Here is an 18,672-nt window from a genome sequence, read left to right as displayed (position 1 = left end):
AACGCTTTAAGGTTTTCACCCATTGGAAAAGGTGAAAACCTCAACTTTACGCGCAGCACTCACCGCGATTTACCAACAAAGTCGGTAAGTTTAGCGCACATCAGGGCGCAAATCCAAACAGAATTATTAACCAGCAACAAGGCAGCGGCAAACATAGCGGCGATAAGGCTTCAGCCGCGCAATCAGCCGCAATAGAGATAGAGTAATAAATAAGAAAAAATCGAGCTACTTTAAACCACAGAACCAAGCTCAAAAAATAGCAAACATGAAAAAGGCCGCAAGAGCATTGCTCTTGCGGCCTTTTCAGAATATTTGGTGGGGGATAAGAGACTCGAACTCTTACACCTTACGGCGCTGGAACCTAAATCCAGTGCGTCTACCAATTCCGCCAACCCCCCACTTCACTTCGTTGCGTTGTGCACCGAAGGAAGACCCGCATTCTAGTTGAAGAGTTTCACTTTGCCAAGCCTTATTTGTAAAATATTTCAAAATACTTTTGTAGGCGGCCTCGCAAACACGATTTTGTTTAATATATCAGTAAGATAATCGCAATCTACACAGCCGATAAAAAGTTTATGTCATACTCCGCACAGATTTTCCCCTTATATACTCTTACGTCACTGCGCCCGTGAACGATCATACATACACACTCCTACGCATTCTTCCTGCCAGCGATCTGGCAATAAATGAAGTCCGCTGGTTTGCAGACCAAGCATCTGGCTCTGCTCCCCTTAGCGCGCTTCCCCTGGCCCAACGCATTGAGCTGATTATTCCTGCGGCGCTCAGCAATCTATATATTGCTGAGTTACCCAAGCAATCTTTAGCCAAGCGACTCAAACTATTACCCCACCTATTAGAGGATCGCTTACTTAGCCCTGCGGCCACGCTCCACTTTGGCCTATCGGACAGCAGCAACAAAGTGATTGCCGTAGAGCGTCAATGGCTAGCAGTTTACCTAGCCCAACTGAGCGAACATCAACTCACCCCCAGCGCGGTATGGAGCCTTTATGACTTACTCCCCGAGGGCACAGATTGCTATGTGGTTCGGGATGGCCAAGCGGGATTGCTACGGACTTCTGAAGGACAGTACAGCCATTTTGACGATGCCAGCATTATAGAAGCGTTGATTGGCGATGCACCGCGCCAAGACTTGGCCTTAGCGGATTTAATCCGCAATGCAGCCCCAAGCACGAACCTGCTGCAAGGTGATTTTGCGCAGCGCAGCCAATGGCGCTTTGATTGGAAAATCCTCCGAACACCCGCACTCCTTCTTGCCAGTATTTTTGCGGCGATTCTACTAGGGCAAATGGGCGATTGGTGGCAATTACGCAGCACTAAAACAGCCTTGCAACGTGAGATGCGCCAAACCTACGCCGCTGCTTTTCCTGGCGAGCCTGTGTTTGACCCCGTATTGCAAATCCAAAGCAAAATGCGCGAGCGCGGCGGGCTAAGCGCCAGCAGCAATGGCGACAGCTTAGATCTACTGCTAAAAGTAGCCAGCATTGCGGGCAATGGCTTGCAGCTGGAGCAGCTGGACTACGCCAATGGGCAGCTCAGTATGCAGCTACCCGATTCACAAGCCAGCAGCCTGCAAACGCAGCTCAAGAACGCGGGGCTCTTTGCCGAAACCCAGCCCGCCTCAACGGGGCGAATGAAAATTCTTATTCACACCCAAGCAGCAAAATGAGCATTAAATGAACAAATTTAAAGAATTCTGGCAACAAAGAAACCCACGTGAGCGCATTTACCTCAGTGCTTGCGCGGGCTTTGCTGCTTTTGCCATTCTCTACGCAGGTATTTGGCAGCCAATTAGCACATCTCGAGCATTACTAAGCCGACAAGTTCCGCAAATGCAACTGCAACTTGCCGAGCTACAAAGACAACTATCTGCCATCAAAGCCACGCCTGCGGGGCCCAGCCGTAGCGGGGATTTACGCGCCAGTGTACAAGCCAGCCTAGATGCTAAAAACACCAGCGCTGATATCCAAGCGCTATCCGCAGATAAATTACAAATTAAAATTGCACAAATTCGCTTTGCCGATGCCCTACCTTTACTCGCCGCTCTGCGTAATGAAACAGGCTCGCGCATTCATGCACTCAATATCAGTGGTACAACGCACAATGGCTTAGTGCAATTAACGGCTACGGTAGAACGCCAATGAAACAGTTTATTTATCATCGCAGCAAATTCCTCATCCCCCTGTTTATTGTCTTTTTAATTTTGCAATTCCCAGCCGCGTTTATCTTAAGGTTTGTGCCTGCGCCGCTACAATTAGGCGGCATCACGGGCACTATTTGGTCTGGACGGCTGACCCCTCTTGGCATTAGCGGCCAGCAACTATTGGACGAAGTGCGCTGGCAATGGCTGCCCGCTAAGCTATTTACAGGGCAATTGGCTTGGCAACTAGAAACCCGCCACGGCAGCCATAGCGGCAACGCTCAGCTACTACTAGGCCTAGGTGGAAATCGCCTAGAAGCAGTGAAGATCGCCCTACCTGCCGCGCCGCTATTTGCCTTAGATAAAAAACTAGCACCCTTTCAGCTAGCCGGTCTATTAGAAATAGAAGCCAGCAAAATATCCGCCAAACAATCGGGAGAGATCGGTATTGCTTGGCAAAATGCCAGCTCCTTAGTTACGCCTCAGGCCAATCCTTTTGGTAGCTACCAAATAAAACTACAGCCTAATCTAGACTGGACTATCGCCTCACAGGCAAACCCACTCCTCGCCATTCATGGGCAAGGTAACATCGACCCGCAGCGTGGCCCACAAGGCGCATTGCTGCTCAAACCCGCCAGTGGCAAAGAAAGCTTATTTGCCCCGCTGCTTGATCGCATGCCGTTAAACGGTGAGCAACGCGAACTCAAGCTAGGCGTATAAACGAGCCGCTCTATAATCTGGCAGCGACCCACCGATAGCAAAGGATAAACAAGATGAAAAAAATCGAAGCAATCATTAAGCCTTTTAAACTCGACGAAGTGCGTGAAGCCTTGTCCGAGCTAGGCATTTCTGGCTTAACCGTCACCGAAGTAAAAGGCTTTGGCAGGCAAAAAGGCCATACCGAGCTTTACCGTGGCGCTGAATATGTGGTCGATTTTTTGCCTAAAGCTAAGATTGAAGTGGTATTAGAAGACGATAAAGTCGATACCGCCATTGAAGCGATCATTAAAGCCGCCAACACCGGCAAGATTGGCGATGGCAAAATCTTTGTAACGCCGGTTGAACACGTCGTACGTATTCGTACTGGCGAAATTAACGAGCAAGCGATTTAACCCTCGCACTAAACACAAAAATGCCGCTCAGTTCAGCTCTGAGCGGCATTTTTTTAGCTAAATCATATTTACTGCGCGCGATAAGTGACCTTTAAGGTGTAATTCGCGGCAGCATAGCCATTAAGCAGCAAGTAAACATCAGCATTGGCACTGATATTTAGTGCGCAATTTTCTGTGCTATTGGGGCCATCTGATTTGCAATCAAAAGTGCTGGTTGTTGGGGCGCTGCCTTTTTTAAGGTATAGATCTGCATCGCCCGTGCCGCTCAGTGTCGCGCTGATATTGCCACCAGCGCCCACTTTAAATGGGCCATAGCTTTGCTGTTGCCCCAGCGCTAGCTTGCCAGAGAAATTCTCCACCTTATCCACCGGCCCTGGGCCAGCGGGGCCATCGCTACCTAGCTCAACCATAAAGGCCAGCGCCATTTTAGAGAATTTCAGCGCGTGCTGCGCCTGATTGCCGCTATTGGCATAGGTATCGTTGGCGGTATGAATATAGGGATTATCTTGGGTAAATGAAGATTCAAAAGGCATTGACGCAAAATAACCTTGCCCACTCCATGAAGCATGATCTGAGCAAGCATAGCCGCATTTATCGTAGCCAATTTGCACGCTTGGCAGATAAGTAGTCAGCAAATTAGCCACAAACTGATTCTGGGCATTGTCGGTGTAATCGGTATACAGATAGATATCTTTATCTGAGCCTTTGTAATTGGTCATGTCCAGCTGCATCACCCCAACCACATTCACATTGGCGGCTTTAAAGCTTTTAGCGATCTCTTGCGAGCCACGCAAACCCACCTCTTCTGCCGCGTAGCCCATTATCTTAATGGTGCGACGGGGTTTATAGCCACTCGCCACAATCACCCGCAGCGCCTCGCTTAAGCTGGCAATGCCCGACGCATCATCATCCGCCCCAGGCGCACGGGTGTTTTCTGTGGTGCCTTGGCCATTGATCGAATCCAGATGGCCGCCCAGCACCACCACTTCACCGCCATTATCCGTGCCTTTAATCGTCAGAATCACCGACTTTTGCGGCCAGCCTGCATGGCTAAATTGCTCCACGCTTATATCACTGCGCCCTGCACTCATTTGCTGCCAGCGCGTTTTGAGCCAGTTAGAGGCATTCACACCGTTATTGGTGGTGTAGTAGCGATTAGCAAAGGCCGACATATCGACAATGGTTTGCGCGATATTGCTGTCTTGCATTTGGGGCAGCAGTGCATTTACCACCGACTGGTTATCCAGCACATAAGAAGGCCGAAGAGTCGCGAGCAAAGTAACTGGGGCCTGCAAAGCCTGCCGCCCTGCCGCCTCGCTACTGTGAAACATAAAACCACCGCAGCGATGCAGCTCATGGTGTACCGCCGCCGATAGACCCAGCAGCTGCTGCTCATCCACCTCCACCAAGTGCACGCGCTCTGCAGCGATTAAGCCTTCATTGGCCAGCAGCGCCTTGCTTTCTTTGGCAATGGTGGCAGGGGCTAACTTTTGCAGCTGTAAGAAGGCCGCATCACCTAGGGTAATCCAGACTTTTTTTGGTGCCGCTTCAGCGGTAGAGGCGGCAAATAAGCCGCACAGCATTAATGCTAATAGCTTCCGGTTCATCACAGTTCCTTATTAAAACGGGGATCAAATCCAAAAAAAAAAGCCCCACTCTGCAAAGAGCGGGGCTGTTATCGGCTTAATTACTGATAGTTTGCGACCAGCGATACACCCGTTACAGAGGAGTAGCCATTAAGCAGTAGGTAGTAAGTGCCTGCTTTTGGCGCTGCAACGGTGATGGTTTCTGTATTAGTGCCACCATCAGATTTAGCATCAAAAGTGGTGGTTGAAGCTGCTGCACCAAATTTGGCGTAAATATCTGCATCCCCTGTACCGCCAGATGTTTTGAAGGTCAGGTTTTTAGCACCTGCAGGGATCGCGATGGTGTAAGTGATACTGGCATTGGTTGCCAAATTAATGCCAGTTACAGGTACAGCTTTAACCAATACTTTAGTCACCGGTGGTGTGGTCAAGCAGCTCACCCCAACCCCACTAAAGGCAGAAGTCACATCAGCCACCACATAACCACGGCTAGCCGCAGCTTTTTCCACGCCACAAGCGCCCTGATTAAAGGTGCTGTTGGCTATCCAATACAGATGGTTAGCGTCGGCCATCACTTCAAAAGCCTTGCGAGTGTTCCAACCTGGCTTGGTTGATAGCAAATAAAACGCTTTGTTGTACACCCCACTACTTAAGTGCACATCGAGGCTATCGTTGTATTGGCTAGCATGGCCGATCGAGCGGCCGTCTTTAGTTGGATCATCCATATAGCGCAGTGCGCCGTTGGCTTTAAAAATTTCTGCGCCAACTTGGAAGTCATTTTTGCCTTTCATATACAGCTCAGCAGCTTCACCGGCCATATCCGAAAACGCTTCGTTCATACCCCCTGATTGCTTGGAATACACCAAGCCTGAGTTTTGCTCTGTAAAGCCATGGCTAATTTCATGCCCTGAAACATCGATCGAAACCAGAGGATAGAAAGTATTGGCACCATCACCATAATTCATGGCAGAGCCATCCCAGAAAGCATTTTCGTAGCTAGTACCGTAATGCACTTTCATCGTTAGGATTTGGCTAATGGGACGTAGATTGAGCCAGTCTTTATACATATTGAAAACCACATTACCAAAATAATGGGCATCATTCAGCGGTGAAAAAGCGCCATTCACAGCAATGCCAGGGTTATTTGGGCAAGTAAACTGATAAGGCGTAGAGCCTGTTGTTCCATGATTTAAATTAACCGTGATCACATTAGTGCTCACCATTTTGCAATCATCGCTGACCACTAAAGGGCCATAGTTTGTACCATAGAGATACTTGCCGGTTTTGGTATTACCGCCTGGGCCGGTGGCGTCTTTATGGGTAATTCCTTCCCAGCGATCCAGCACCACGCCAGTATTAGCATCAATAATAAAGTGTGGGCGGCTTGGCTTATTAGCGCTGCCATTGATAAATGACACCACATAGATCAGTTGTGCCACATTATTTGCACCCAACTTGACATACAGCTTGGCTTGTTCGTTTTCAGTTTTAATTGCCCGTGCCTGTGTTTTGGCAAGGCTTAGAATTTGCGCTTGCGAGTACAGTGGCTTAGCGCTTGGAATATCATTGCTTAGATTACGCAGCATGGCGCCAGACAAAGCAGGCTGAGCGAGGCCAGCAGCACGGTTTTCAACCACGCCCTCCCCCCAAACTGGCACGCCTTGGTGAAATTGTTGATAGCGAGTGACCACTTTACCATCAGGATAAGTTTGACTACGCGCGGCTTTTAATTCATCAGCTTGTAAGCCCAGTAAGCTGTGTACGCCATCATCAGCTAAGCCACGAGCTGTAATTCCAGCAGGGGCCACAAACCCCTCCAAATCGACGCGTTCAGCAGCCATGGCATTGAATGCTCCACCTAATAAAACAGACATCAGTAGAGGACGAGCTACGCGATTTAATGCTTTCTTCATTATTAGCAACCCTTTAAAATTAAACGGGGATTTACCCCTAGGAGAATGACTAAATAAAAACAAACAAGCACAGGCAATCCTCAATATAAATATTGAGCACAAGCCATTTGGATTAAGTCAACGCTAGATAAATGCGCCCCATGGTATCGACATTACTTGCCACTTATATTTATGCGGCATTGTTTTACAATCATTAGCTAAAACTTGACCAACATCAAGGATTTATTTTAATTTGGTATGTTTTTTAAAAACCCGTATTTATTAGTGAATAACGGCGCAACAAAATGCCAACAATGATGATCAAGAAAATTTTTAAGCAGACAAAATACTAGGGATTACTCCAATGGCATTACCTGCATTTTTACAGCGATTAAGCAATTCAGCTCATTTAAAACAAAGCGTAATGAGGTATATCACTTTTTTAATGTTTACTAATCGATTCATTAGCAACTTAGTTGCAAATGAATCGGCTAGTTTTCTTAAAATAACAATAAAAAAAGGCTACTCGAAAGTAGCCTTTTTTTATTAAGGTAGGTTACATCAATGATTCATTAATCACTTTTGGCAGCTCGCTATCCATATCATGGCCATACTCCCAAACCATGATTCCACCAAGGTGCTTGCTTTTAATATACTGCGCTTTGTACTTCAAGCTTTCTTGATCTTCGTAGGTAATCATTAAATTACCATCGTACAACCAAGGCGCTTTAGCCACAGGATCCCAATAGCGCGTTGCACCCTTTGCCTTCAACGCTTTGATGTCTTGCCAAGTGATGCCATCATCAAAGGCCCCTTTCTTGAAGGCGTTATATAGGCCATTATTATTAGCGGCAACACCTTGCCAAGCGCGGCCATAAAAGGCACTACCTAATAATAATTTGCTTGGCGAAACACCCGCGTCAATATACAAATTCATCGCTTGATCGGCACTCCAGCCGCCACCATCAGGATCTAATTTATTTTGATATAGATTAGTATGATGGCTAGTATTTTTACTCCAAGATCCGGCAAAGTCATAAGCCATCACTTTCATAAAATCAACAGATTTAGCCACACGCACTACATCAATATTTTTTAGAAACCATGCGGCAGCGGGTACAGCTACCGACAATTGATAGCTCTTGCCCATTTTAGCGCCATATTCATTTAAAGCGCTGCGGGTTTCTTCTAAAAGCTTAGGGTAGTTTTCTTTATCGCTTGGGTCTTTTGCAATAGGCAGCCAATCTGGGCCAACGGGGTATTCCCAATCGTAGTCAATCCCTACTAATTTGTGTTCATCTATTAATTTAATCACATTAGCAATAAATTTAGCCCGCGACTCTGGTGTTCTAGATAATTGAGAAAAACCATCCGCTCCCCAGCCACCAATAGAGACATTTACTTTTAAATGGGGATATTTAGTTTGTAGCTTTGCCACCTCATCCCACATATTGGCAAATGGGGCAATGGTAGCGGTTTTATCTGAATTAGGCTGTGGTTCTAGGTCTTTAATATACACATCAGTTTCATTACGAATCAAACCAAAGCTTAAATTTAAAGTGGTGAGTTGATCACCTTGAATATCATTAGCACTCCAGCGGCGGCCCTTATCCATATCAAGCGGTGTAGAGCCAATAGGCCAAGTGCGGATATAAGCCACCACTTGTTTATTATGTGATTTAACCGAAGGAATGGCGGTTGGCACTGCCGCCAGTGGTGCGGGCGGAGTCGCGCATCCACCAAGTAAAGCTGCCATTGCAACAGCGAGTAATAATTTTTTCATCCCCACATCCCCATTAAGAGTGAAGATGTAGTTTACGGCCACTACCGAGTCAAGTGTAAATATTAAACAATATAGTGAAATTTATACGACAGTTTTCTTGCGATCTTTTTCAGCTTGCCGACGCTCACGAAAAAACGCCCTGAGTAAGTCAGCAGACTCCTGCGCCATCACCCCATCCACCACTTGCGTTTGATGATTTAATCGGCAATCGGCAAAAGGATTAATCACACTGCCCGCCGCCCCCGTTTTAGGATCGGTTGCCGCATATACAACACGGGCAATCCGTGAATGCAAGATCGCGCCAGCGCACATAATGCATGGCTCTAAAGTCACAAATAACTCGCACTCTGGCAGGCGATAATTGCCCAGATGACGTGCCGCTTGGCGAATCGCCATCATCTCTGCGTGTGCGCTTGGATCATGGCGCAAGATGGGTTGGTTGCAGCCACGGCCGATAATCTGGCCCTGATGCACCACAATCGCCCCTACCGGCACCTCGCCCAACTCTTTGGCGCGCTGCGCCTCTTGCAGGGCCTCATTCATAAAATCTAAATCATTCATAAAAACCCAAAATAACAAAAACATTAAACCCAAATCTTAAACCACGGCGTTAAAGAGAACACGGAGGGCCACGGAGAAAACCTTTAAAAAACCATTATCCAACCACGAGCCTTAAATGATGGTTTTCTCCGTGAAACTCCGTGCTCTCCGTGGTCCAGGACTTGGGTTTATATTTGAAATACAACTGCAACTAAACCGCGGCCACTCCCAACATTTCTGCTGCATGCTGGCGGGTAGTGCCGGTGATTTCTACTCCGCCTAGCATGCGGGCGATTTCTTCGATGCGCTCTTCGATGCTTAGCATGCGGATAGTGCTCAGTACGCCAGTTGCGGATTGGGTTTTGCTCACTTGTAGCTGTTGAAACCCACACGCTGCAACTTGAGGTAAATGGGTAATACACAGCACTTGTCGCGCCGCGCCTAAATCGGCCAACATGCGGCCAACAATCTCGGCCACGCGCCCGCCAATCCCCACATCCACCTCATCAAAAATCAAAGTAGGCACATTAGCAACTTGGCTGGTAATCACTTGCAAGGCCAAGCTAATCCGAGACAACTCACCACCGGAAGCCACTTTTGCCATCGCTCTGGCTGGGGTGGTTGGGTGATTGGCCACCATAAATTCAATAGTTTCTAAGCCAAAACTGGCTGGGGCTTCGTGAGCATGTAGGGCAATTTCAAAACGGCTGCCCACCAAGGCCAACAGTTGTAATTCTGCAGTAACCAATTTACCTAGCTTAGCTGCCGCTGCTTTACGTTTATTTGAAAGCGTTGCAGCTTGCTTGCGGTATTCTGCTTCTAATTTTTGTGCTCGGCGGCGTACGGCTTCTAGGCCTTGCGCTCCGCCTAATTCGGCCAAGCGCTCTTGCCAGCTGGCGAGTTTTTCTGGTAAATCCGCAGGTTCGACACGGTATTTACGCGCCATACGAAAGATAGCGTCTAGGCGGCCCTCGACATCGGCAAGGCGCGCCGGATCTAGCTCGAGATGATCAGCGTAACGGCGTAGCGCGTACACCGACTCGGTCATCTGCGCTTCAGTGCTGGCTAGTAATTCAAGCGTCTCAGAAATACCCGCATCAAAATCGGCCAAGGCACTGAGCTTAGTCGCCACGGCTCCTAGCCAAGATTGGCAATTTTCATCGCCATCAGCCAGCATCAATAGGCTGCTTTGCACCCCATCAATCAGGCTAGCTGCGTGGTGTAAGCGCTTATGCTCGGCTTGTAGCTCGGGCCATTCTGCCGCAGTAAATTGCAAGGCCGCGACTTCTTCGACCTGCCATTGCAGGCGTTCGCGTTCTGCTTCAAAAGCCTCGGCATTATTGCTGGCTGTAGCTAATTCATCGGTGGCGATTTTCCAATCTTTAAATAGCCCCGCCACATCTCGCGCCAGCGCAGTTGAGCCCGCATAGCCATCGACTAAATCACGCTGCACATCGGGGCGCAATAAGGATTGCGGCGCATGCTGGCCGTGGATATCCACCAACTGCTCACCCAGTGTTTTTAGCTGGGCCAAGGTGGCAGAAATCCCGTTGATCCAAGCACGGGACTTACCATGGCTATCTATATTGCGCCGGATCAGCAGCTCCCCACCTTCATCCCCTTGCAAGGCCTCGGCCTCTAGCCATGCCAAGGTTGTGTGGGGGACGACAAACCGCGCTTGCAACTCAGCCTTATCTGCCCCGTGGCGCACGACCGCACTTTCTGCCCTCCCCCCTAAAAGCAAGCCCAAAGCATCAATCACAATGGATTTACCCGCGCCCGTTTCCCCCGTTAAGGTGGTTAAGCCAGAGGCAAAATCGAGGACAAGCTCGTCGACGATAACAAATGATTTAAGTGAGATAGAAAGCAGCATGCGCTTTGTTTACACCTTGGTTACAGTTACCACGAAAGAAAATAAACCCAAACCTTAAACCACGAAGTTAAGGAGAACACGGAGGATCACAGAGAAAACCATTTATTAAGCAATACATCAGCGATTTCTGTCTAAAACTGCACGTTTAATATTTTTAAGCACAGCGGCAAAAAACAGATGAGATGGATGACGCCATAAAGCGATATGTCCTCGTTTTTCTCTGTGTAACTCCGTGTCCTGCGTGCTCTCTCTGGTTCAAGATTTGGGTTTTGAATTAAATTACCCCCTTACAAACGCTCGCCCCAGCGTAGTTTCTCTCTTAGGGTGTCGTAATAGTGATAGCTATTAGGGTGCAGCACTCTTAAAGTGTTGCGGTAGCGGCTAATCAATACGCGGTCTTTTTCGTGCAGATCACAGTGCGATTGATTATCAAAATAAACCCGTGCATCTTGCGAGCGCGTCAGTAAGAACTCCACCGCACAGGTATCATTCACCACAATCGGGCGATTAGATAAAGATTGTGGGCAGATGGGCACAAGCGCAATAGCAGGTAAGCTTGGATGCAAAATCGGCCCACCCGAGGCCAGCGCATAGGCCGTGGAGCCGGTAGGCGTAGAAACAATCAGGCCATCCGAGCGCTGGCTATAGACAAAGCGCCCATCGATAAAGATTTCGAACTCGATCATGGCGCCGGTATTACCACGGCTAAACACCACGTCATTAAACGCCAGTGCGTTATCGATTTCATGGCCATCACGCACTACGGTGGTTTCAAGCAGGATGCGCTCTTCGGGGATAAACTCACCGTACAGCATTGCAATCACCAGCTCGTCCATCTCATCCACCGAAATATCAGTCATAAAGCCCAAACGGCCTTGATTGATACCTACAAGGGGGATGCGGTAAGGAGCCAATAAGCGAGCAACGCCTAGCATCGTGCCATCACCACCCAGCACAATCACCAGATCAGCCACTTTGCCGATATTATCGCGGCTAACCGTCTGATGTTCGGTGATACCATGCTCATCCGCAGTGGCTTGATCTAAGAAAACCTTGACGCCTGCGCGAGCCAGTAGTGCGGCAAGACGGCGAATCGGCTCGTCTAAGGTCGGTGTGCCCGTACGGCCAACCACGGCAATGGTTTTGAACAGTAGACTATGCATAAGCTTATTAGACCCGAAATTTAATAAAAAAACACCCGCGCGCTTTGCTTTAAACTCACTAAAACAACACAGCACATCTTGCTTGGATGCAAAAGTCCTTGTAAAACAAAGTAAGATTCGCCATAAACTCTAGCGCCATTAGCCAATATGCTGAACGATCGTTCTCAAATTCTACTTAAAACCCTCGTCGAGCGCTACATTGCCGACGGGCAACCTATTGGCTCTAAAGCGCTGCAGCACTTTTCTGGGCTAGATATTAGCTCGGCAACCATTCGCAATACTATGGTTGATTTAGAAGCGCTGGGCTTTGTTGCCAGCCCACATACCTCGGCAGGCCGAGTTCCTACCGCGCTAGCTTACCGTGTATTTGTTGATTCATTGCTTACAGTACAAGCTTTAGATCAACCCACTATTACCGAACTCACCGAGCAGCTCCCCATCGATAGCCCTCAGCGCAGCGTGGCGGCTGCATCGCAGATTTTATCGCAGCTCACCCAATTTGCCGGCATGGTACAAAGCCCTAAGCGCCACGATATTTTGCTCAAGCAAATCGAATTTATGCAGCTATCAGAGCGTCGTGTGCTGCTGATTTTAGTCACCAGCGATGGCGATGTACAAAACCGTATTTTACAAACCGAGCGGCTGTTTAGCGCCAGCGAGCTGATTGAAGCTGCCAATGTTTTGAATGAATATTGCTCAGGCAAAACCCTTTCGGCACTCACTCATCTAGTACAAAACGAGTTAGTTCGGCTTAAAAGCGATATTGTCGGCCTGATGAATGCCGCCGTAGCTGTTGGCGCTTCTTTGGCACAACATAGTGATTCCATGGTGATTGCAGGCGAGCACCAGCTCTTAGGCTTTGGTGATTTATCCTCAAATGTCATCAGAATGCGCCAGCTGTTTGCGCTATTCGAGCAAAAAACGGCGCTACTGCAGTTGTTAGATCTAGGCAATCACGCGGATGGCGTTAAAATTTATATCGGCGATGAATCTGGCTTGGCTCCCCTAGATGAATGCTCAGTAATTACTGCGCCCTATCGCGTCAACGGCGAAATTGTTGGCACACTGGGTGTGATAGGCCCAAGCAGAATGGATTATCAGCGCGTGATTCCGATTGTAGATATCACTGCACAATTACTTTCTACGGCGCTCTCCCAATAGGGGCACAGCATAGCCCACCCTTCCACACATTATGTAAGTGAAAACAATGCGTAAATTTCTTCCCCTGTTATTAGTTAGCCTGATGGGTTTCGCCCACGCCGATGAAGCCCTCGTTGCCCGTGAAGATGTGCAGGCCTATATCAAAGCCACCGCAGCCGCTTACCAATTTAGCGAAGAAGAGCTAGTACAAACGCTGAGCCGCGCCACGCCCAAAAGCAATGTTTTAGATATTTTAGATCGCCCTTCTACCGCTAGACCTTGGTATACCTTTCGGGTGAACTTTGTAAACCCAGCGCGCAGCTTGGCGGGGGCTAAATTCTGGCGTGAACACGCCATTGCCATCAAAGAAATCAGCGAGCGCTACGGGGTAGAGCCAGAAGTCATCGTAGCGATTTTGGGCGCAGAAACTAATTATGGTAAAAACACCGGCAGCTTTCATATTTTAGACGTACTCACCACCATTGCCTTTGATTACCCACGCCGAGCTGAATTCTTTCAAAAAGAGCTCACCGAATTCTTACTATTAGCACGTGAAGAAAACGAAGACCCACTCAGCTTTAAAGGCTCTTACGCAGGGGCCATGGGCTGGCCGCAATTTATGCCCTCATCGTTTCGACAATACGCCGTGGATTACGACCAAAACGGCCACCGCGATATCTGGAACCACCCTAATGACGCCATCGCCAGCGTCGCCCACTATTTAAAAGAGCATGGTTGGCAGCAGGGTAAAACCGCCTACACCGCAGTCAACATCAACGCTGATTTAAGTGATGTTTTCGCTGATAAATTTAATCTGCATTACAGCGTGGGCGAGCTCATGCAAAAAGGCGTCGTGCCGATCAACGAGCTGGATACGGCAGAAAAAGCCGTACTGTTCTCGCTAGAAACCGAGCCAGGTTTTACCAGCCACTTTTTAGGCTTTAATAATTTTTATGTGATTACCCGCTACAACAAAAGCACGCTCTACGCGACGGCCGTGCTGCAGCTTTCTGAAAGCATTTTAAAAAGCTATCAAGAAGGTGATGATTTAAGGCCAGCTAAAACCACAGGCAAGCCAGCCAAGAAAAAATGGTAGGGGCAATACTCTGCTTTAACAACATTATTTAACTGATGTTATCTATCTATTGCAAGGAAACATCGTAGGGCGGGTGAAACCCGCGTTTTTTTAGCATGACTCGCGGGTTGCACCCGCCCTACGAATGGCATATTGCTTAAGTTGATAGGATTGGCTTACCCCACCTTGAAGCACGCATCCGATTCAGCGGGGAGAGCGCAGCAAAATCAACGTGCCGAAGGCACTAAAAAATGAATACTGCATAACATCAGTTATTTAAATCAAGCAGGTAAATTTCACCGTAATCCACGCTAAAAAACCATCCTCTTATTCAGATGCGTAAATGGGTGCGTCGTACCCATGAATGCATGCACAGCAAGGGCGCACATGAAAGCCAGTATCTTTATTTTGATCGCTATGATTTGGGGTGGATTTCAATTTGGTGTGGAAGGCGCATTTGGCTGCGGCCTATTGGGTTTTGTGATTTACATTTTTATAAGTAAGCAATCCACCAGCCCAGCTCAGGCAAGTAAGCAGGAGCAAACACCACCTGTAGCTAACGCCAGCGTGCTTAGCTTAAGGCAAAGGGTGGATCAACTAGAGCAATCACTGGCGTTTTTGCAGGCAGAAGTAGCGCAAATGAAAGCCACGGCCCGCGAAGCCAACAACATTGAGCCAGCCAAGCTAATCATCCCTAAGCCTGAAGCGTTAACACCTGAGCCAAGCATTACCCTCGCAGCTGAAGAGCTAGCACCAGAGCCAAGCCTTACCCTCGCCACTGACGCACTCACTCCAGAACAAAATATTACCTCGGCACCTGCAGCACTTACGCCTGAGCCTAGCCTTGCTGCTATGCCCGAAGCCGTCACGCCTATTTTACCAAGCATTGCAATTAGCCCATCTCAGCCAGATACCACGCCGCTCTCCCAAGCCGCCGAGCCGCCCCAAGCCCTTAGCCCTCGCCCACAGGCAGAGCCAAGCTGGCTAGACACCCAATTTAATAATGCTTATCAAATGGCCAAAAATTGGCTATTGGGCGGCAATACCGTGGTGCGGGTTGGGATCTTAATTCTCTTTTTTGGTGTGGCGTTTTTACTGAAATTTGCCGCCGACAACAGCATGCTGCCGGTAGAGCTGCGCTTTGCTGGCACGGCGCTCGGTGCCGTTGCCCTCTTAGTGATTGGCTGGCGATTACGTGATAAACGCCGCGAATACGCGCTGATTATGCAAGGCGGTGGTGTGGGCGTGCTTTATCTTACCGCCTTTACCGCGCTCAAGTTTGCCGTGATTCCTGCTGGCTTTGCACTGGCGTTTTTAGTGCTGATCGCCGTGTTCTCCGCCATTCTGGCGATTAAACAAGACGCCAGATCGCTGGCAGTAATGGGGATTACGGGCGGTTTTTTAGCCCCGATCTTGACCTCCACCGGTAGCGGCAGCCATATCGCGCTGTTTGGTTATTTTGCGCTGCTGAATGCCGGTATTTTCGCCATGGCTTGGTATAAAACGTGGCGACCACTGAATTTACTCGGCTTTGTCTTTACCTTTGGGATTGCCACAAGCTGGGGAGCGCTTAAATACCGGCCTGAACTCTTAACCAGTACCGAGCCATTTTTAATTTTATTTTTCTTGTTTTATGTCGGTATTGCCCTGCTCTATGCCCTGCGGCAGCAAATCGCGCTTAAAAGCTATGTAGACGGCACGCTGATTTTTGGCACACCGCTGGCGGCCTTTGGCCTGCAGGCTGCTCTGGTGCATGAGATTCAATTTGCACTGGCGGGCAGCGCCGTTGCCCTATCCACTTTTTATATCGGCATTGCCCAATATCTGTGGCAACGTAAACGAGACGAGCTGCGCCTATTATTTGAGGCCCTATTAGCGCTGGGTGTGTTGTTTGCCACGCTAGCCATTCCACTGGCCTTTGATGCCCGCACCACCGCCGCCAGCTGGGCAGTTGAAGCGGCGGCGATTATTTGGGTGAGCTTACGTCAGCAAAGACTACGCTCCCTGCTTTGTGCACTGGTCTTGCAAGCCATTGCTGGCATCGCCTTCTTTAATCAGGCTGGCCCGCTCAATGAAAACGCCATTGCCATCCTCAATAGCGGCTATATCGGCGGCCTGATGCTGGCTTTATCTGGCTTATTTAGCGGCTATTTATTGCAAAAAAAAGCGGCGCTGGAATGGTTTAAACCTGGGATTACCCTCTCGCCCTTACTGGCAGCATGGGGATTAACCTGGTGGCTGGGTGCTGGCCTCTATGAGATTGAAGCCTTTGTCCTCGGCTCAGAGCAATACTCTGCCGAGGTGATTTTTATTGGCTTTAGCGCGCTACTGACCAGCTTAGCTTGCAAAAAATGGGCATGGCCGCTGCTGCGCCTGCCTGCGCTCGCCCTCTTTCCAGTGCTTGGCTTGATGTTATTGCAAGTACTGATTCATCACAGCCATGCGATGACGGGGCTGGGCATGCTGGCATGGCCGCTGGCCTTAGCATTGGCGCTGTGGCTACTTCATAGGCATGAAGAAGATCATCCCGCCATCGAAATATTGCATGCGATAGGCATATGGCTCATTAGTATTTTGCTAGCCACCGAGCTGGCCTGGCTAATACGCCAAGCCGTGCCAGAAGGAGTATGGCGCAATGTGGCTTGGCCTATCATCAGCGCCGCCGTGCTTTGGCTGCTGGCCGAATATGGCAGCAAAATCAGCTGGCCCATTGCACGCTTCCCCCGCGCTTATTTTGTGGCAGGTGCCGCACCGATTGCGGCAGGATTAGTGATCTGGGCGCTATTGGCACTTGGCAGTGATGGCAATGCCGAGCCACTGCCTTATGTACCGCTACTCAATCCGCTAGATATCGCCTTTGGCTTTGGGCTAGTGGGGCTGCTGGCTTGGATCAGGCGCTTACGCAAGCTGGATTTGCTTGATCTCACACCATGGCTGGCTCCTAGTTTACTTGGGCTGGGGTTTCTGTGGCTAAACGCCATCCTGCTGCGCGTGTTTGCCCATTGGGGAGGCGAGGATTACAGCCTCACTACCCTGATTAACTCGCTGAAAGTGCAGGCGGTCTTTGCGCTATTTTGGAGCGCGACATCGGTCTTGGCCGTGCTGGCGGCTAAACGCCTAGGTGGGCTACTGGCAACCCGCATCAGCGTGTGTGCTTTACTTACCGTGCTATGGGCTTGGCTGCTGATCGCCAACTTTAACGATGGCAGCCTCTTGGCCATCCGCTATTTGCCGCTCTTTAATCTACTAGAGCTGGCACAGCTGGCGGTATTTGGCGCGCTGTATATGGCGTGGCGCGATCAGAAAGCTAGCCTATTTCGCGATCAGACTGCTTTACCCAATTGGCTAGCCTATACCCTGCTTGCCACCTTATTTATTTGGTTTAACGGCGCTTTATTGCGCGGCCTGCACCACGGCCTTGCCTTACCTTTCTCGGTATTAGAAGCCATTCGCTCCAGCAATATGCAGCAAATCTTTATGCTAGCTTGGGGATTATTTGCACTGGCCGCCATGCAGCTTACCCGCCGTGGCAGCATGCTGCGCCTATGCGCTATTGCCTCGGCCCCCGTGATGCTTATCATGTGGCTGTGGACTTTTTACGCCAACCTTAGCCAAAGCGGCAGCCGCTGGCCGCTACTTAATCCGCTCGATCTGATCCAAATCGGCATCTTTGCCTTAATCGGCTTATGGCTGTATCGCGTGGATAAGCTGCGCGGCGGTTTACCACAGCAGTGGCTAAAGATCGGGGTTGGGTTCACGGCCTTTGTCTGGCTCAATGGCGTCTTACTGCGCACCCTGCACCATTGGGGCGATGTGCCGTATGTGGCCAGTGCGCTGCTGCATTCCACCCTAGTGCAAGCCTCACTATCCATTTTCTGGACGCTACTGGCCTTTGGCATCATGCTGTTTTCTGCCCGTAAACTGGATAGATCGCTCTGGTTTAGTGGTGCGGCCCTCTTAGTGGTGGTGGTAGCCAAACTCTTTATTATCGATTTATCCAGAATCAGCGGCATAGAGCGCATCGTCAGCTTTATTGGCGTGGGGATTTTACTGCTCATCATCGGCTATTTATCACCCCTGCCACCCAAGCAGGAATCAAGCGGGGCGGAGGGATAAGCCATTATTTTCCCTGATGAGCGGGATAGCTCAGCAAAAACCACCCTGATGATGTCTCTTGCTCATTTTTTGTCGTTTATCTGAGAAGATCAACGCAATAGTGCTAGCTCGTAGATACCGTCTTGCCGGTCAAGCATTTTGATACTCAGCTTGATATTTTTTTTGTGTTTTCAGGACGCCGAAGCACAGGTGAACCAATTTGCGCATGCAAGCACCAAGCGCCGACATTTTGCT

General features: G+C 49.2%; 13 protein-coding genes and 1 tRNA gene. 7 read left to right on the top strand and 7 right to left on the bottom strand.

All coding sequences use genetic code 11. From position 1 onward, the window contains the following. Window positions 1-313: 313 nt before the first annotated feature. Window positions 314-398 (bottom strand) — tRNA-Leu (locus R6242_RS13665). Between the two features lie 230 nt (window positions 399-628). On the opposite strand from R6242_RS13665, the gene gspL reads away from it, so the two are divergent. Genes gspL through R6242_RS13645 form a run of 4 tightly spaced genes read left to right on the top strand, consistent with a single transcriptional unit; the run spans window position 629 to window position 3,270 of the window. Beyond that, window positions 629-1,687 (top strand): type II secretion system protein GspL, encoded by a 1,059-nt coding sequence (gene gspL, locus R6242_RS13660; protein ID WP_318427664.1) that lies wholly within the window; start codon window positions 629-631, stop codon window positions 1,685-1,687. A gap of 7 nt (window positions 1,688-1,694) precedes the next feature. After that, window positions 1,695-2,162: a type II secretion system protein GspM gene (gene gspM, locus R6242_RS13655; RefSeq protein WP_293932660.1), complete on the top strand. Its 468-nt coding sequence runs from the start codon at window positions 1,695-1,697 to the stop codon at window positions 2,160-2,162. Then, window positions 2,159-2,878: a type II secretion system protein N gene (gspN, locus tag R6242_RS13650; RefSeq protein WP_318427662.1), complete on the top strand. Its 720-nt coding sequence runs from the start codon at window positions 2,159-2,161 to the stop codon at window positions 2,876-2,878. Before gspM ends, gspN begins: the two co-directional genes overlap by 4 nt. Before the next feature lie 53 nt (window positions 2,879-2,931). Further along, complete coding sequence (locus R6242_RS13645) at window positions 2,932-3,270, top strand: P-II family nitrogen regulator (RefSeq protein ID WP_293932656.1); 339 nt, start codon at window positions 2,932-2,934, stop codon at window positions 3,268-3,270. Between the two features lie 68 nt (window positions 3,271-3,338). Here the strand turns inward: R6242_RS13645 and R6242_RS13640 are convergent, their stop codons facing one another. The 6 genes from R6242_RS13640 to R6242_RS13615 form a co-directional block, all read right to left on the bottom strand. Next, entirely contained in the window at window positions 3,339-4,877 is a 1,539-nt protein-coding gene (locus R6242_RS13640; RefSeq protein ID WP_318427659.1) for a M28 family metallopeptidase, read from the bottom strand. An 80-nt stretch (window positions 4,878-4,957) separates the two neighbouring features. Continuing rightward, window positions 4,958-6,769, bottom strand: a complete 1,812-nt coding sequence (locus R6242_RS13635; protein ID WP_318427657.1) for a M4 family metallopeptidase — start codon at window positions 6,767-6,769, stop codon at window positions 4,958-4,960. 535 nt (window positions 6,770-7,304) lie between these two features. Further along, window positions 7,305-8,531 (bottom strand): glycoside hydrolase family 18 protein, encoded by a 1,227-nt coding sequence (locus R6242_RS13630; protein WP_318427655.1) that lies wholly within the window; start codon window positions 8,529-8,531, stop codon window positions 7,305-7,307. Between the two features lie 81 nt (window positions 8,532-8,612). Continuing rightward, a complete protein-coding gene (gene tadA / locus R6242_RS13625) occupies window positions 8,613-9,092 on the bottom strand; it encodes a tRNA adenosine(34) deaminase TadA (protein WP_293932648.1) in 480 nt (159 codons plus the stop codon). A 190-nt stretch (window positions 9,093-9,282) separates the two neighbouring features. After that, the gene (gene recN, locus R6242_RS13620; protein ID WP_318427652.1) at window positions 9,283-10,944 is read right to left on the bottom strand and encodes a DNA repair protein RecN; all 1,662 of its coding nucleotides are present in this window, start codon (window positions 10,942-10,944) and stop codon (window positions 9,283-9,285) included. Window positions 10,945-11,231: 287 nt separating this feature from the next. Then, window positions 11,232-12,107, bottom strand: coding sequence for an NAD kinase (locus tag R6242_RS13615; protein ID WP_318427650.1), 876 nt, complete (start codon window positions 12,105-12,107; stop codon window positions 11,232-11,234). Window positions 12,108-12,254: 147 nt separating this feature from the next. Here R6242_RS13615 and hrcA point away from each other — a divergent pair, with 147 nt between their 5' ends. The 3 genes from hrcA (at window position 12,255) to R6242_RS13600 (ending at window position 18,438) form a co-directional block, all read left to right on the top strand. Further along, window positions 12,255-13,268 carry a heat-inducible transcriptional repressor HrcA gene (hrcA, locus tag R6242_RS13610; protein WP_293932642.1) on the top strand — a complete coding sequence of 338 codons (1,014 nt, stop codon included), beginning with the start codon at window positions 12,255-12,257 and terminating at the stop codon, window positions 13,266-13,268. Window positions 13,269-13,314: 46 nt separating this feature from the next. Continuing rightward, window positions 13,315-14,343, top strand: a complete 1,029-nt coding sequence (mltB, locus tag R6242_RS13605; RefSeq protein WP_318427647.1) for a lytic murein transglycosylase B — start codon at window positions 13,315-13,317, stop codon at window positions 14,341-14,343. A gap of 366 nt (window positions 14,344-14,709) precedes the next feature. Continuing rightward, window positions 14,710-18,438, top strand: coding sequence for a DUF2339 domain-containing protein (locus tag R6242_RS13600; protein ID WP_318427644.1), 3,729 nt, complete (start codon window positions 14,710-14,712; stop codon window positions 18,436-18,438). Window positions 18,439-18,672: the final 234 nt, after the last annotated feature.

The organism is Iodobacter sp. CM08 (genome assembly GCF_033446605.1).
Lineage (GTDB): Bacteria > Pseudomonadota > Gammaproteobacteria > Burkholderiales > Chitinibacteraceae > Iodobacter.
This window is presented reverse-complemented; position numbering and strand designations above follow the sequence as displayed.